This window comes from Chryseobacterium bernardetii (assembly GCF_003815975.1).
GTDB lineage: Bacteria > Bacteroidota > Bacteroidia > Flavobacteriales > Weeksellaceae > Chryseobacterium > Chryseobacterium bernardetii.
This window is the reverse complement of sequence record NZ_CP033932.1, coordinates 3,566,415-3,581,605: the sequence shown is the minus strand read 5'-3', so window position 1 is coordinate 3,581,605 and position 15,191 is coordinate 3,566,415. Positions and strand designations below refer to the sequence as shown.

Here is a 15,191-nt window from a genome sequence, read left to right as displayed (position 1 = left end):
TCCCTCTTCCAGCTTCTTCCAGTACTTAAAACTTAAATCCAATACTGAAATATATTCTGGAAAAATCAAGTTGGTTATTTCTTGAAATATTAAGGTTGATTGGGCCAATCAGAGATTCATACCCAAGATTTATCCCATAACCAAACATCTCAAAACTGTCATTGAAAGGAGAAAACTCTTCGCTTACTTTCCCATAGCTAAAAGAAGGCGTTAAGTATAACCTTTTCATAATTCTGTACTGAAAGGACACCCCCAGTTTTGCCACAGAATTCATAGGTAATTCTTTCTGACGAAGACCATTGAACTCAGGATTTAACAAATCATAATTGTATTCACTTCCCCCTAAATTATATTTTTGATTCAGGAAAAGGTAAGGCACTGTATCTTCTTTATATGAACCCCAACTGCTTCCCAGGAAAAGATTAACCTTGGCAGCCAGCCGCCTCGTCAGTGGATAGGCAAAATTTTCATTCAGGGTAAATGACACCAGATTCTTTGGTAAAAAATAATCAGGGTTTTCAGGATTTAAAATAGGATATAACTGAGGCTGTACTACCTGAAGATCATACAGCTCATAACGGTCACCGAAATAAAATCTTGAGCTCACCTGAAGATGATTCCCTTTGGTAGAAAAATATTTTTTATTCAGGTTATTCTGTTCAAATTTCAGAAATGCATTAAAATTACTGTGATTATAAAGCTTTTTACTATAATTATCTACTTTTGCCTGATCCACTTTATCCAGCAAAGTATACATTCTTTCAGCACTGAATTCTGTTCCCAAAGAGATAAAAGCATTCGGATTAATATTATAATTCAAGGCCACTTTTCCGGTAATATTCCTGTACATGTGGTTCGGAAACTTTGTGGTATAACCCTCATCATCATATCCTAATATCTTGAAGGTTAAATCATTACTTTTAAGATGAATCATTTTAGCTTCAAGGTCTATCCACCAATGATCGCCACTTCCCAAAAAACGCTGATATGCCAGCCGTGCTTTAAAACGCTCCGAAATATCAATGGTAGCCAAAAACCTTGACCTGTTAGCCAGAATATTCCTGTAAGTATAATTCACAATAATTCCTACCGATTGTTCCGTATCATAGTGAAGAGCCAGTTTAAAGGCTCCTTTTTTAGCTTTTTTAACGAAAATATTCATCACAAGTCCTTCACCGTCTCTGGTATAGGTATAATACACTTTTTCATATTGACGCACCCCAAAAACCCGGTCTATTGCTTCATTAACAGTTTTCACATCATAATATTTCCCTTCCGTTAATCCCAACTCGTTTTTAATGACTGCAATTTCAACTTCATCAGTAAGCGGGGTTCCGTCCTCTTCACTGAAGGTGAATTTTGTGGTGGGCAGCTTTACTTCTTCAATCATTTCATGATCGTACTTGATCCCCAGCTTTTTTTGAGCTTCTGCCAATGCAACAAATTCAGGAAGATGCCTTCTGGCTTCAATTTCCCCTATTTTAATAATCTTTCTGAACCTGGCAAAGTCTTTAGTAGTAATATCTCCCAGAGGATCCACAAAGTCTACCAGAATGTTTGATAAGGCCTTCTGATGTTTAAAATCTTCTACCGAACGGATGGCATGGGTCTGGTAGATCATTTTCATAGGGTTTTCAATTTCTTTTTTTGTAAAAAGCCTGAATCCGGTATAACCACCAATAACAAAGTCTGCTCCCATCTGCCGAACTTCATTAGCAGGGTAATTCCGGTCTAATCCACCATCCACCAACAGTTTCCCATCAATATAAACAGGGGCAAAGGCAGCAGGAATTGCCAAAGTAGCCCGAATGGCCAGAGGCAGTGAACCCTTTTTCTGCATAATCAGGCCTCCGTTTTCAATGTCTGAGGAAGTAAGCTCTACCGGAATTCTTAATTTGCTGAAATCGTTGATATGTTTCGCGTTAAATGTCAGTGTATTTAAAACTTCTCCCATATACTGCCCTTCAATATAGGAGCTTGGAAGCGTTGGTTTCCCTTTAACAACCGGAAACTCCAGAATATACTTGTCATACTCATCCTTTTCACTGATATTAACCTTGCTGTAAGGGATCTTATTGCTCAGAATCCTGTTCCAGTCCACTTTATAAATGGTTTTCTTTAGCTGGTCTGCGTTATATCCCATTGCATATAAACCACCCAAAATACCGCCCATACTGGTTCCGGTGATATAGTCTACCTTAATTCCAAGGGAATCGATCATTTTCAGAATTCCAATGTGAGCAAACCCTTTAGCTCCGCCCCCGCTGAGTGCTAAACCGAATTTTGTATCTTTTGTTACATTTTGTAATCTGATATTCAGGGAATCGTTAATCTGTTGGGATTTAAGAAATAGAGAAAAAATGACAGTTCCCAAAATCAGGAATTTTTTCATGAGACAGCCTGTTTTATGTGTATGAAAATTTTACAGTAAATATACAATTATACCACAAAAGCAGGCAAAAAATCAAATGATTTCTAAACAATACACAGCTATACTGCTTTCCCGATGAAGAAGTTATTTTTCTCAATATCAAAAAGATTTATTTTGCTCTTCATTCTGATCTTACGAAGATCTCGCAAATTATGCAGATCAAAACATTTCTTTATCTTAAGTTTGTCATTCTGAAACACCCTCATCCTAAAATCCGAAGCTAAATCCCTGACAAAAAAAATACTAATGATATCATTTAAGGAATCTTCTTGATCTGTATAATCTCCGAGAAAAATCTTTCAGAAGGGTATACTGGAATGATTGTCAAAAACATGTAAACTTAGTAAGACTTTACAGTTTCCACAAAGTTGATATCCGGGTTCAGGATTTCAAGAATAAGGCTTTTAACAGACCTCATGGCATCATCAATATCTCCTTTATCGAAGACAAGGGGAACCATTCCCTTTTTAGCTTCAGCAAAGCTCCAGATACCTGTTTCAATTGGATATCCCCAGAATTCAGGAAGGTGCTGCACCACATAATGGTAAATACAAAGTTGCAATGCCTGTTTTCGGTCACTGTTATGGAAATATTTTTCTACATTATCCTCATCAATTTTTACATTCAGGTTCTTGATTTTAGCTGTTTTATAATCAATAATCCTTAAAGTTCCGTTCAGTTTATCAATCCTGTCAATAAATCCTAAGAATGAAATTTTATCTTTTCCGTCAAGATAAAACTCCACATTTTCAAACCTTCTTTCGATGTCAATAATCTCTAATGTATTTCCTTGCCTGATCAGATCCAAGTCATGATTAAGGACATTTGCAATCACCTTTTTTGCAATGGCTTTGTGGATGTAATTCATCCCTTTTTCATAGAATTCCGGCTGGTGTTTCAGCTTCTCAATCGCAATATCTATATATTTATCTATTGCTTTAATTGATTTCTCTAAATCGCTTTCTTTTAAAATCTTACCTTTTAACACTTCATAAACTTCTTGAAGTGAATAATGAACTAAGTTTCCATAATTTTTAACCGATAATTCTTCTTCAATTTCGTCTGATTCCGAAGTATTCAGGATTTTCGATAAGTAAAAATCAATGGGGTTGTAAAGATAACTGGTAAGGTGGGAAGCGGATACTCTTTCCTTCCATTTCTGAAGCCTTTCCATTACCGTTTGCGTCTTGGGAATCTCTATAGGTTTTGTAATGATGGGTTCTGAGGAATTTTCAATAATCAGGTGTTCAATCTCATGGGAGCTTTCCATTTCAATCTGGGTAATAAAACGGCTTTTTTCGCCGGTATTCACTCCTGAACTTAGTGCATTATACAGAAGGTGAACATTCTTTGCATCCTGAATCAGCCTGTAAAAATGATAAGCATAAATACTGTCATTTTCCAGGAAAGTATGAAGATCAAAAAACCTTCTGATGTCAAAAGGAATATAAGTATTCTGGGAATTTCCCAATGGAAGTTTTCCTTCATTAACCGATAACAGGATCACATTTTCAAAATTAAGAAGACGTGTCTCCAGAAGTCCCATAATCTGTAAACCTCTCAATGGTTCACCCTGAAAATCAATGCTCTCAGAGTTGATGTGCTGATTGATGAGGATCTCCAGTGTTTCCATCCTGATCTCAATATTGTAAGGAGTCAGTTGGTTCTTAATTATCCTGAAGGCATTCTCGAAGTGAGAAACGTTTTCATACTGTATATCATCAATTTCGAGCCATTTTACCTGATGGCAGAATGAAATAAGAAGATCCAGATAAGCAGTTGTACTTACAGCCTTTTGAAGAAGTCCAAAATAAGACAGTTCTCCCAGAAGCTCATTTAAAAGCTTTTTAGAGATATATACAATATTTCTTTCTTCTATTTTTGTTTTAAATTCATTAATAATCAGTTCATCCTTAGCTGATTTCGGAAGCTCCTCAAGAATAGGAAATACATCTCTGTAATAGTATGAAGTCTTATTTTTTTCCAGCTGTTTCTGAAGGTAAAAAAGTCTTTTTACAGCATTGGAGAAAGACAGATTCTTCAATGGAAATCCCATTGTGATATTCAGGTTGTCTACACCATGCATCACATCCAGACTTGCAGGAAGAAGATTCTCATCCAGCAGCACTACTGCTGTATTAGAATAGGTTTTATTGTTTATTTCTTTAAAAATTTCCGGCAGCACTTTGGTTTGTGTTACATTTCCGGAAACTTCATACACCTTGATCTTTTTAGGTTGATTAAAATCGTCTTCAATCCACTGAAAAGCTCTGTTATCATCAAACTCCTTCCATGTTTTATGGCTTCTAAGGAATTTTCCGGCTTCCTGTCTTTCGTCATTAAAGTAATAACGGTCTGCCTGAAAGAAGCATTGAGCTTTGTTCCACTGCAGAAGACTTCTAACCAGTTTTTCTTCAACTGGCGTAAAGGCGTTAAATCCGCAGAATACAAACTGCTCTGAGGTATTCTTCGCAAAATCAGAGATACTTGCTTTAGCAGCCTCGTGGATCATTCCTGAGGTTGCCCAGTTCTTTTCCTTTAGCCTGCTTTTTAGTTCAGGAAGAAAAACATTCATATTCTGCCAGAAATTAAGGAACTTTTTTCTGGGTACATCATCATCCTCGCCAAGATTCTGCGCCCATTCTTTAATTCTCTCCTCATCAAACATATATTGCAGGACCGCCTGGTCACTGTCTGAAAACTTCAGAATATCGTCCCAATCCTTCTGCAGTGTTGGGAACCATTTCAAAAAGTCAGAAAAACTATCCCTTGGGATCAGATTCAGGCTTCTGTATACATCAAATGAAAAAAGCCATAGCGGAATTCCCTGTATTACCTGCTTATCTGCAATCGTATTAATCAGTTCCTCAATGGTAAAAAAGTTGGGAAGAAACCCTGAATAATTGTTTTCTTCAAGGATTTGTCTGATAAATACAATCGGACGTTTTCCGGGCAGAATGATATTAAACTCAGATAAGTCCGGGTTTTGCGCCAACAATTCGTGAATGATCTTATTGAGGAATTTCAAGGGTTCTGATAACTTTTAAGGTTTTCTAATTCTTGAGAGATGGCAGTATTGTATTCTGCCTGTTTTGTTTCGTTCATCCCATGACGGGTTTCCCTGTCATAGACCATCTGGTAGTTTTTATATTCGTTGGATATGGTATTATAAATAGATTTAAATAATCTGTCATAATCACCGGAATTCCTGATCTTTTCAGCAACGGATTTCCTGAATTTCCTTACAAAGAGTTCCGCAATATCAAAATGCTTCTGCTCATGCAGCAAAATATAATCATTGATCTTTTTAACATCTTTCCAGGATTTATCTTCGTTGAAAACAGTCTTTATTTCAATTTTTACCGATGACTTCGGGTTGCTTGATTTCACCACGGAATACTCCCAGCCACAATTTGTATACGCCGCTACATCCGGATTATTTTTTCTGTTAACAGGACTTTTAAAATTATCCCATACCAGCTTCTGCCCCTCCTGCCAGATAATCTTCTGCCCAAACATCACATTAGCCGTCAACAGGCAGAATACGGAAATCAATTTCATTATTTCACTACAATCGTTTTTGTAATCCAGTTATTTCCTCCGTTCCAGAAGGTGAAGGTATACTTCCCTGTTCTCTGCGGATTAAAATTAATCTGGTTAACAGCGGAGTAACTTTTTTGAGCACAAGGACCATTGGTAATATATTTATACGCAGTTACAGCTCTTTCAAAATCACCGTTATAAATATAATCATACGCATAAAAACCCTGGCATTGAGAAGAGTAAGTAGAATACGTTTTTATATGTTGTATCGCAAAAACATTCATAGTGTCATTAGTGATTTTCACACTGTCTATTTTGACCTTATCTATGGATTCGATTGTCTGATAATCATCATCATTACACGAAACCAGTACTAAGCCAAACAAAAATGCTGAAAATCCAATTTTTAGAAGCTTTTTCATAATCTTTAATTTTAATGATTATCAATACATATTTAGCAAAAATTATTCCTTACTCAAGATAAATCAGGAATTAAAATTACCTTTTGATACATAAACCACTTTTTTAGTATCAAAAAACTCTTCATCAAAATAGTGTTTCAGGTTGAAAATTTCACATTTAAGGCCGGCAAGTTCTTCCGCCAGATCTCCGCCTTTTAAATATAAAATTCCGTTATGCTTAGGATTAAACTGTTCTTTTTCAAATTTACCTTTCAGCCATCTTAAAAATTCAGGCATCTGAGTTACTGCTCTGCTAACAATAAAATGGAATTTTTCTTTTAATTTTTCAGCTCTTCCGTGGATTGCTGTTACATTTTTCAATCCAACTCCCTCTGCAACAGCATTTACCACACTAATTTTCTTTCCAATAGAATCAATCAGGGTAAATTGTGTTTCAGGAAACAGGATTGCCAATGGAATCCCTGGAAAACCGCCGCCGGTTCCGATATCCAATACTTTTGTTCCCGGAGCAAATTCCATCACTTTTGCAATTCCCAACGAGTGAAGAATATGCTTTTCATACAAAGATTCCATATCTTTTCTGGAAATTACATTGATCTTTTCATTCCATTCATTGTACAGGGTTTCAAGTTTTGCAAACTGCTCCAACTGTGTTTCAGTAAGATCCGGAAAATATTTTAATAGTAACGATGTAGACATGTGAATTATTATAATCTGCAAAAATAAGTTTTTATTGGCTTTATTCAAATTTTAAACAGGAGTATATTCAAAAAATACAGCTTTAATTTCAAACATGAGGCAGCTCCCTAACCTGATAAAAATCTTTAAACCTGACACCTTTTTATTACTCCTGCAAGACGTTTTTATCTTATATTTGTTAAAATTCAAAAAAATACGATGGACAAACTTTCAGATAGAGTAAAAAGACTAGGATACTCACAGACTTTTGTAATGTCTAACAAGGCAAGGGAAATGAAGGCAAACGGAATTGACGTTATCAGCTTAACCCTTGGCGAACCGGATTTTGACGTTCCGGATAACATCAAACAGGCAGCATTCGATGCCATCAATCAGAATTACAGCCACTACTCTCCTGTTCCCGGGTTTCTGGAACTTCGTGAGGCTATTGCTTATAAATTGAAAAGAGACAATAATCTGGAATACAAACCTACCCAGATCTGTGTTTCAAATGGTGCCAAGCAGGCCATTATCAACGTTCTAGCAGCTATTATCAATGATGGTGACGAAGTTCTTCTTCCTGCTCCTTATTGGGTAAGCTATGATGAAATGGTAAAAATGATGGGTGGAAATTCTGTAATACTTCCAACTTCTTACGTTACAGATTTCAAAGTAACTGCAGAACAGCTTGAAGAAGCTATCACAGATAAAACAAAAGCTATTCTTTTCAGTTCGCCATGTAATCCATCCGGAGGATATTATACATATGATGAATTGCAATCTATTGCCAGAGTGGTTGCCAAATACCCTCAGGTAACTATTATATCCGATGAGATTTATGAATTTATCAATTACGAAACAAAAACTACTTCCATTGCCCAGTTCCCGGAAGTTTACGAACAGACTGCAGTAATTAACGGAATGTCAAAAGCTTTTGCCATGACAGGATGGCGAATTGGGTATTCTGCATGCCCTGAATGGCTGGCAAAAGCTTGCGAAAAAGTACAGGGACAGATGACCAGCGGCGCCAATACAGTAGCTCAAAGAGCTTCTATTGTTGCTTTGAAAACTGATCCGTCAGAATATAAATATATGATTGATGCTTTCAAAAAAAGAAGGGATCTTGTATATGAACTTATCAAGGAAATTCCGGGATTCAAAGTATTGCTGCCAAAGGCTGCTTTTTACTTCTTTCCTGACATTTCACATTATATCGGTAAAACATTAAACGGAACAGAGATCAAAAACTCCGATGATTTTGCAATGTTCTTACTGGAAAATGCTCAGGTAGGATGCGTAGGCGGTTTCTCTTTCGGAAGTCCAGAATGCATCAGATTTTCTTATGCAGCTTCTGAAGAAGAATTAAGAGAGGCTATGAGAAGAATTAAAGACTTACTAGTACAGTTTAATTAAGAATACGATATTACAGCGAGGATAAAAAATCAATTACTTAATATCGGGTTATTAAATATCAAAAAACCTCAGTTTTCAGAGTATTTTTAAAATAACACATCAAAAATTATTATAGATTTTATTTATCGAAAACTATTTGTTTGATAGATGAAACTTGTCTATATTTGCATCAGAAATTTAAATATAAAAACAGAAAATTATGTCTTTAGTAGGAAAAAAATTCCCGAACTTAACAATCGACGCAATGTCTGAAATGGGTGATGATTTAAGAATCAACATCTTTGAAGAAGCGACTAAAAACCAGCAAAAAGTTCTTTTGTTCTGGTACCCTAAAGATTTCACTTTTGTATGCCCTACTGAGCTTCACGCTTTCCAGGAGGCTTTAGGTGAATTCGAAAAAAGAAACACTAAAGTAATTGGTGCATCTTGTGATACAAACGAAGTACACTTCGCTTGGTTAAATACACCAAAAGATAACGGAGGTATTGAAGGGGTAACTTATCCGCTTTTAGCTGATACTCACAGACAATTAGCAAACACTTTAGGGATTGTAGATCAGGATTTCGAATACAATGAAGAAGGAGAAGAAATCTTTACAGGTTCTAACGTAACTTACAGAGCGACTTACCTTATCGATGAAACTGGAAAAATCTTCCACGAAGCGGTGAACGATATGCCTCTAGGTAGAAACGTAAAAGAATTCTTAAGATTAATTGACGCTTACACTCACGTTCAAAAACATGGTGAAGTATGTCCTGCAAACTGGGAAGAAGGAAAAGAAGCTATGAAAGCTGACAGAACTTCTACAGCAGAATACTTAGCAAAAAATTAATATCTTAATTTTAATATAGCAATGTAACAATCTAACAGTATAACAATTTTAAAAGTTTTTTGAATTGTTAGATTGGTAAATTTTTAGATTGTTACATTGTTTATTTTTTAAAAAAATAAACTTATGTACACAGAATTAACCGAAGATACATTACAGAATATAGTAAACGACAACGAAAAAGTAGTTGTTCAGTACGGTGCCACATGGTGCGGAAACTGCAGAATCATGAAGCCGAAATTTAAAAAATTAGCATCTGAGAACGAATCTATTCCTTTCTTATATGTAGATGCTGAAAAACTTCCTGAAAGCAGAAAATTAGCAAAGGTAGACAACTTACCTACATTCGCTATCTTTAAAAATGGTGAACTGGTAAATCAGGTTCAGTCTAACCAGGCAGAAAGTTTAATTAACCTTTTTAATGAATTAGCATAATGAAATTACCCGTAATCAGACAATTCTATCAAAATCAGACCCCTGAGAACCTGGAAAAAACATTAGAAGTCCTTGAAAGTTTCTGCGAATTCAGAGGAACAAGTGAAGAGGATTTAAATGTTGCCGGAGAGCTTATTACCAACATTTGCGGAGCTTTGGAAGTTCACGCTAACGTACAGAACGGAATGAGCGAAAAAGATGCCCTGAATTCTTTTGCTCAAAAGGTTTTAGGATCTATTGACAAGTAGTTTTTATCATTTAATATTCTACAAAAAAACACAAAAGAAAAAAAATGAGGTTTTTCCTCAGCACTACACTTCCCTATTCTTTAACCTGTACCCTATTTTTATCTGAAAATAAAAACTTCAAAGATTACCTAGTCTTACTGAAGCGATATTCAGCATTGAATGATTAAAGAATATCCAATTAAAATCCCGATGAAATGTCATCAGGATTTTTTGGGCTTATACTTCTAAAAAAAATCCCGATGAAAGTATCACCGGGACTATTATAAAAGATATCTATCTGTTAGTTTCTTCTGCTCATCAGAATATTCAGTATATACCAGAATAAAAGCATAATAGAAGCAAAAAGCTGTAATGCCGCTCCTACATACTGATTGGTAGCATAAGAATCCTTCAGCTTACTTGTCTGATATAAAATGGTTGCAGAAGCAAGGATAACCATCCCTACAGAGAACCATAGTCCAAGGTTAAAGCCAAAGACCATTCCGCCAATGATTAAACCGATGGAAATAAAACCTCCGATAATAATGATATTTCTTAAAAAAGAAAAATCTCTTTTGGAAGTAAAAGCAACTGCTGAAATACCTGCAAACATAGCAACCGTTAAAGTAGCTGCCTGGAAGATAATATTAGCACCCGCAATATTACTAGCTATATAAAGTAATGGAAGAAAAATAACAGCCTCCAATACAACATAAAATCCCAAGCCAAGATACTGGGTAGACTGACTTTGTGAAAGCGACCATTTAGAAGCTAAGATAGAGGCCAGCCAGAAAACCCCGATGATTAATAACCAGGTAAATCTTCCCTGAAACATCATCGCAATAAGCTCAGGGGGGACAATCTTCTGCAAAATAGTCTCCACTCCAATAAAAGCAAGAATTGATAAAGCCACATGCAAATACGTCTTCTTGTAAAAATTCGCTTTCTCCACTTCCGAAGAATGAGCGACTAAAACATCTGTCATCATAGTTAATATTTTTTTTGTTTAATCGAAATTTATTTCCCTTTTTTAGCAGGCAATACTCCAAGAAGCTTTCCATCATCATCAAATACGGCACTTATCACTTCTTTCGATGAAGAATCTCCGGCATATTTGTATTTAATATTAGGATGACTAATGCCATCCATCGTTACATAATACCCTACTTTTAAGATATCCAGCTTTTTATTGGTATCAATACCTTCCTTTACTTTTTTAAGAACATCTTCAGTAACAATTTCTTTTACTTTATCAGAAAGTACTTCGTTTACTGCTTTATAATCTGAAGCCTGCAAAGCTGTGAAAAATTTCTGGAAATTTTCATTATAAAGATTGACCTTATCCTTACTTATAGTAGCCGGCTGCTCTTTCTTTTGGCCATCCTCTACCTTCAGTCCCACAACTTTCTGAGCAAATATCAGCTGCGTGCCAACAACTGCCAGACCTAAAAATAACTTTTTCATATTATCCGTTTTTTATTATTTGGTGAAATAAGTGATGGAAGATACGAAAATCAGACCAGTTCTAAAAATTTCATTGTATCTACATTATCCGCATAGGTGTCAAGTCCCGGATTTTGCGCTTCACCAAGAGAAATTGAGTTTAACCCCAAATCTGTCTTAGCTACTACGCACTGAATATTTTCTTCATTTTCAGCAATAAAACTTTTCACCTCATCCAATGATTTGTAACGACTAAAATTAATCACAGAAAGCGGACTGAACAATTTGTCATCTTCTTTCAGCATCACAAAATTATTATCCCAGAATTTTTCCTGGTTCAGAAGATAAACAGCTCTGTTATAATCATAATTATTCGCGTATTTATTATGATTGATAATATCCTGGAATCCTAAGAAGTTCTCAAACAGCCTGTCGATCACAAAATCCTGAGGAATAAATATCCTCGTTACATTTCTGCATCCTAAACCAAAGTATTGGAAAATATCATTGGCTAAAAGCTGCAGCTCCTCATCTGTCTCATCTCCTTTTAAAACAGCAACAGAAGTTCTGTTTTTACGGATAATGCTTAAATGGTTTTTAAAATAATACTCAAGATATCTTGCCGTATTATTACTTCCGGTAGCAATAACTGCATCAAAATTCTCCAATTTCTCTACAAATTCAAATTGAATCTGATCGCCGGAAAACTCTTTCCATTTTTTTAACAAAAACGGAATCAGATATTTATCCTTAGAAGACAATTTGATTACTGGAATATGATTACTTAGCACCACAGAAATCACATCATGGAACCCTACCAAAGGAATATTTCCAGCTAAAATCAATCCTACTCTCTTTGAAATTTTGGAGATTGAATAATTTTTAAGCCAGTTTTTAATATTTTCTTCAGTAAGAAGGTCTGCCCACTGTTTCAAAGCAAATTTCTGATTATCAACAGTAAACCATGGGTTTTCTATTTCAGATTTTTTTAATAATAATTCAATATTTACATCATCTTCATTGTGATCTTCCGGTTTCTTCGCTAAAAACGCTTTTATATAATCACTTAATTTAATAAGTCCTAAAACTTGATTTTCGGTATTCATAATTACTTTAAAATTGGGGAATATTTTGTAATTTTGTGCAAATTTAAAAAAAATTAGCGATGGCTATTAAAATAACTGATGAATGCATTAACTGTGGGGCTTGTGAACCGGAATGTCCAAACAATGCAATATATGAAGGAGCTGTAGATTGGAAAGCTTCTGATGGTACAAGTCTTCAAGGAACTGTTACATTACCGTCAGGACTTACTGTGGATGCCAATGCAGCCCAGGAACCTGTAAGTGATGATGTTTATTTCATTGTTACTGATAAATGTACAGAATGTAAAGGATTCCACGAAGAGCCACAATGTGCTGCAGTATGTCCGGTAGACTGCTGCGTACCAGATGAAGATCATGTAGAATCTGAAGAGGCTCTTCTTAATAAAAAAGCGTTCCTACACGGCGAATAAAAAATTCCGTCTCATTATCTGTGAGGCGGCTTTTTTTAACCAAAACTCAACAAACAAAAAATGAACTAAAGAACTTCAGTTCTTTAGATAACCAAAAAATAAAAATATGAACAAAAAGCACAACTTCAGCGCAGGGCCATGTATTTTACCACAAGAGGTATTTGAAAAATCAGCACAGGCAATCTTAGACTTTAATGGGATTGGATTATCTCTTCTTGAAATTTCGCACAGAAGTAAGGATTTCGTTGCTGTAATGGACGAAGCCCGTGCAATTGTAAAAAGGCTGATGAACCTTGGTGATGATTATGAGGTACTTTATTTAGGAAGCGGGGCAAGCATGCAGTTTGCCATGGTGCCTTACAACCTGATGAAAGTAGGAGGAAAAGCGGCTTATCTGGATACAGGTACCTGGGCAGCAGGAGCTATTAAAGAAGCAAAAAAACTCGGGACTGTAGATGTAGTAGGATCTTCAAAAGAAGAAAACTATTCTTTTATTCCTAAAAATTATACAGTAGGTTCGGAATACGATTATTTCCACTGTACTTCCAACAATACTATTTACGGAACCCAGATGAAAGCCTTCCCTGAAGTGGATACGCTGATGGTATGTGATATGAGTTCTGATATTTTTTCAAGACAGCTGGATTTTTCAAAATTTGATTTAATCTATGCCGGAGCTCAGAAAAATATGGGGCCTGCAGGAGTTACTTTAGTGGTAATCAAAAAAGAAATCCTTGGAAAAACAGGAAGAGAAAATATGCTGTCTATGCTTGATTACTCTCAGCATATTTCTAAAGAATCTATGTACAATACTCCTCCGGTGTTCCCTATTTATGCCTCTCTGTTAACATTACAACACCTTGAAAACAACGGTGGTATTGCCGCGGCGGAACAAAGAAACGAAGCTAAGGCTAAGCTTTTATACGATGAAATTGACAGCAATCCGTTATTTGAAACATTCTGCGTGAAAGAAGACCGTTCGTTAATGAATGTTTCTTTCAAAATTACAGATGAAAGCAAAAAAGAAGAGTTTGATAATGCATGGAAAGCTGCAGGAATCAGCGGACTTAACGGCCACAGAAGCCTTGGAGGTTACAGAGCCAGCTTATACAATGCCTTACCTATTGAAAGTGTACAGGTATTGGTAGATGTAATGAAGTCGATAAAATAGCTTATATTAGGCGACCGAAAAATAAAAAGATAAAAGATCGGAGATATCAGGCAGCAGATCCCCAAAAGTCTGGTTTCTGATATCTAAGATCCAACATCTATAATAAAAATAACACATGAAAGTTTTAGCAAACGATGGAATCTCAAAAGCAGGAGAACAGGCTTTAAAAAACGCCGGAATTGAAATTCTGGACAATAGAGTGGCCCAGGATCACGTTATTAACTTTATCAACGATAATAACGTAGATGTTCTTCTTGTAAGGAGTGCAACAAAAGTAAGACAGGACCTGATTGATGCATGCCCGGGACTTAGAATCATAGGCCGCGGCGGGATCGGAATGGACAATATTGATGTTGAATATGCCAAAAACAAGGGGATTAAGATCATCAACACTCCTACAGCATCTTCAAAATCTGTTGCAGAACTGGTTTTCGGACACTTCATTGCATTAGCCAGATTCCTTCACGAATCAAACAGACTGATGCCTTTGGAAGGAGAAACCCATTTCAATGCCATGAAAAAGTCATTCAGCAATGCTTATGAACTTTCAGGAAAAACATTAGGAGTAATCGGCTTTGGAAGTATTGGCCAGGAAGTCGTGAAAATAGGAATTGCCTTAGGAATGAAGATACAGGTTCTTACAAGAAGCCCGAAAACAGAAGTTCTTACACTGAATTTCTTTGACGGACAATCTGTGAACTTTGAAATCACTTCCACCAATGATATGGATGCCTTCCTTAAAGAATCAGACTTCATCAGCATCAATACTCCGAAAACGAATGAATACATTATAGACACCCCGCAATTTGAAAAAATGAAAGACGGAGTTTATATTGTAAATACTGCAAGAGGCGGCGTGATCAATGAAGTGGCGCTGATTGATTTTATTGAATCAGGAAAAGTGGCAGGAGCTGCATTGGACGTTTTTGAAAACGAACCCAATCCTGAACTTCCACTACTGATGAATCCTGCACTATCACTTTCTCCTCATGTAGGCGGGAATACGGTAGATGCGCAAGAAAAAATCGGTGTCGAACTTGCAGAACAAATTATTAAGCTACAAAAAGAAACTATAAGATAAAT

Annotated in this window: 15 protein-coding genes; 7 read left to right on the top strand and 8 right to left on the bottom strand. The window is 35.9% G+C overall.

All coding sequences use genetic code 11. The features are described 5' to 3' along the window. Nucleotides 1–25 precede the first annotated feature (25 nt). The 5 genes from EG339_RS16330 to rsmG all read right to left on the bottom strand — a co-directional run bounded on the left by EG339_RS16330 (nucleotide 26) and on the right by rsmG (nucleotide 7,095). On the bottom strand, nucleotides 26–2,392 hold the full coding sequence (locus tag EG339_RS16330) for a patatin-like phospholipase family protein (protein WP_123871014.1): 2,367 nt from the start codon (nucleotides 2,390–2,392) through the stop codon (nucleotides 26–28). Between the two features lie 379 nt (nucleotides 2,393–2,771). Further along, the gene (locus EG339_RS16325; protein ID WP_123871013.1) at nucleotides 2,772–5,459 is read right to left on the bottom strand and encodes a PD-(D/E)XK nuclease family protein; all 2,688 of its coding nucleotides are present in this window, start codon (nucleotides 5,457–5,459) and stop codon (nucleotides 2,772–2,774) included. Beyond that, the gene (locus EG339_RS16320) at nucleotides 5,456–5,992 is read right to left on the bottom strand and encodes a DUF922 domain-containing protein (protein ID WP_123871012.1); all 537 of its coding nucleotides are present in this window, start codon (nucleotides 5,990–5,992) and stop codon (nucleotides 5,456–5,458) included. Before EG339_RS16320 ends, EG339_RS16325 begins: the two co-directional genes overlap by 4 nt. Further along, nucleotides 5,992–6,396 (bottom strand): hypothetical protein, encoded by a 405-nt coding sequence (locus EG339_RS16315; protein ID WP_123871011.1) that lies wholly within the window; start codon nucleotides 6,394–6,396, stop codon nucleotides 5,992–5,994. Before EG339_RS16315 ends, EG339_RS16320 begins: the two co-directional genes overlap by 1 nt. 63 nt (nucleotides 6,397–6,459) lie before the next feature. Next, nucleotides 6,460–7,095, bottom strand: a complete 636-nt coding sequence (rsmG, locus tag EG339_RS16310) for a 16S rRNA (guanine(527)-N(7))-methyltransferase RsmG (RefSeq protein ID WP_123871010.1) — start codon at nucleotides 7,093–7,095, stop codon at nucleotides 6,460–6,462. A 198-nt stretch (nucleotides 7,096–7,293) separates the two neighbouring features. Here rsmG and EG339_RS16305 point away from each other — a divergent pair, with 198 nt between their 5' ends. The 4 genes from EG339_RS16305 to EG339_RS16290 all read left to right on the top strand — a co-directional run bounded on the left by EG339_RS16305 (nucleotide 7,294) and on the right by EG339_RS16290 (nucleotide 9,999). Continuing rightward, nucleotides 7,294–8,487 (top strand): pyridoxal phosphate-dependent aminotransferase, encoded by a 1,194-nt coding sequence (locus EG339_RS16305; protein WP_123871009.1) that lies wholly within the window; start codon nucleotides 7,294–7,296, stop codon nucleotides 8,485–8,487. Between the two features lie 199 nt (nucleotides 8,488–8,686). Beyond that, on the top strand, nucleotides 8,687–9,319 hold the full coding sequence (locus tag EG339_RS16300) for a peroxiredoxin (protein WP_123871008.1): 633 nt from the start codon (nucleotides 8,687–8,689) through the stop codon (nucleotides 9,317–9,319). 123 nt (nucleotides 9,320–9,442) lie between these two features. Further along, the gene (locus EG339_RS16295) at nucleotides 9,443–9,751 is read left to right on the top strand and encodes a thioredoxin family protein (RefSeq protein ID WP_123274739.1); all 309 of its coding nucleotides are present in this window, start codon (nucleotides 9,443–9,445) and stop codon (nucleotides 9,749–9,751) included. Next, nucleotides 9,751–9,999, top strand: coding sequence for a DUF6952 family protein (locus EG339_RS16290; RefSeq protein ID WP_002980002.1), 249 nt, complete (start codon nucleotides 9,751–9,753; stop codon nucleotides 9,997–9,999). Before EG339_RS16295 ends, EG339_RS16290 begins: the two co-directional genes overlap by 1 nt. A 280-nt stretch (nucleotides 10,000–10,279) precedes the next feature. On the opposite strand, the gene EG339_RS16285 is transcribed toward EG339_RS16290, so the two are convergent. The 3 genes from EG339_RS16285 to EG339_RS16275 are packed head-to-tail and all read right to left on the bottom strand — an operon-like array spanning nucleotide 10,280 to nucleotide 12,527. Beyond that, the gene (locus EG339_RS16285; RefSeq protein WP_123871007.1) at nucleotides 10,280–10,966 is read right to left on the bottom strand and encodes a Bax inhibitor-1/YccA family protein; all 687 of its coding nucleotides are present in this window, start codon (nucleotides 10,964–10,966) and stop codon (nucleotides 10,280–10,282) included. Nucleotides 10,967–10,995: 29 nt separating this feature from the next. Further along, entirely contained in the window at nucleotides 10,996–11,442 is a 447-nt protein-coding gene (locus tag EG339_RS16280; RefSeq protein WP_123871006.1) for a peptidylprolyl isomerase, read from the bottom strand. Between the two features lie 50 nt (nucleotides 11,443–11,492). Then, on the bottom strand, nucleotides 11,493–12,527 hold the full coding sequence (locus tag EG339_RS16275; protein ID WP_123871005.1) for an acyl-CoA reductase: 1,035 nt from the start codon (nucleotides 12,525–12,527) through the stop codon (nucleotides 11,493–11,495). A gap of 59 nt (nucleotides 12,528–12,586) precedes the next feature. Between EG339_RS16275 and EG339_RS16270 the strand changes: the two genes are divergently transcribed. The 3 genes from EG339_RS16270 to EG339_RS16260 all read left to right on the top strand — a co-directional run bounded on the left by EG339_RS16270 (nucleotide 12,587) and on the right by EG339_RS16260 (nucleotide 15,189). After that, entirely contained in the window at nucleotides 12,587–12,937 is a 351-nt protein-coding gene (locus EG339_RS16270) for a 4Fe-4S binding protein (protein WP_066691052.1), read from the top strand. Between the two features lie 106 nt (nucleotides 12,938–13,043). After that, a complete protein-coding gene (gene serC, locus EG339_RS16265; protein ID WP_123871004.1) occupies nucleotides 13,044–14,108 on the top strand; it encodes a 3-phosphoserine/phosphohydroxythreonine transaminase in 1,065 nt (354 codons plus the stop codon). Nucleotides 14,109–14,223: 115 nt separating this feature from the next. Next, the gene (locus EG339_RS16260) at nucleotides 14,224–15,189 is read left to right on the top strand and encodes a D-2-hydroxyacid dehydrogenase (RefSeq protein ID WP_123871003.1); all 966 of its coding nucleotides are present in this window, start codon (nucleotides 14,224–14,226) and stop codon (nucleotides 15,187–15,189) included. The last annotated feature ends 2 nt before the right edge of the window (nucleotides 15,190–15,191 follow it).

Bases quoted from the DNA above. Each gene is read 5' to 3' on its own strand.
- EG339_RS16330 (WP_123871014.1), bottom strand. From the start codon at position 2,392: ATGAAAAAATTCCTGATTTTGGGAACTGTCATTTTTTCTCTATTTCTT.
- EG339_RS16320 (WP_123871012.1), bottom strand. From the start codon at position 5,992: ATGAAATTGATTTCCGTATTCTGCCTGTTGACGGCTAATGTGATGTTT.
- EG339_RS16315 (WP_123871011.1), bottom strand. From the start codon at position 6,396: ATGAAAAAGCTTCTAAAAATTGGATTTTCAGCATTTTTGTTTGGCTTA.
- rsmG (WP_123871010.1), bottom strand. From the start codon at position 7,095: ATGTCTACATCGTTACTATTAAAATATTTTCCGGATCTTACTGAAACA.
- EG339_RS16305 (WP_123871009.1), top strand. From the start codon at position 7,294: ATGGACAAACTTTCAGATAGAGTAAAAAGACTAGGATACTCACAGACT.
- EG339_RS16300 (WP_123871008.1), top strand. From the start codon at position 8,687: ATGTCTTTAGTAGGAAAAAAATTCCCGAACTTAACAATCGACGCAATG.
- EG339_RS16295 (WP_123274739.1), top strand. From the start codon at position 9,443: ATGTACACAGAATTAACCGAAGATACATTACAGAATATAGTAAACGAC.
- EG339_RS16290 (WP_002980002.1), top strand. From the start codon at position 9,751: ATGAAATTACCCGTAATCAGACAATTCTATCAAAATCAGACCCCTGAG.
- EG339_RS16285 (WP_123871007.1), bottom strand. From the start codon at position 10,966: ATGATGACAGATGTTTTAGTCGCTCATTCTTCGGAAGTGGAGAAAGCG.
- EG339_RS16280 (WP_123871006.1), bottom strand. From the start codon at position 11,442: ATGAAAAAGTTATTTTTAGGTCTGGCAGTTGTTGGCACGCAGCTGATA.
- EG339_RS16275 (WP_123871005.1), bottom strand. From the start codon at position 12,527: ATGAATACCGAAAATCAAGTTTTAGGACTTATTAAATTAAGTGATTAT.
- EG339_RS16270 (WP_066691052.1), top strand. From the start codon at position 12,587: ATGGCTATTAAAATAACTGATGAATGCATTAACTGTGGGGCTTGTGAA.
- serC (WP_123871004.1), top strand. From the start codon at position 13,044: ATGAACAAAAAGCACAACTTCAGCGCAGGGCCATGTATTTTACCACAA.
- EG339_RS16260 (WP_123871003.1), top strand. From the start codon at position 14,224: ATGAAAGTTTTAGCAAACGATGGAATCTCAAAAGCAGGAGAACAGGCT.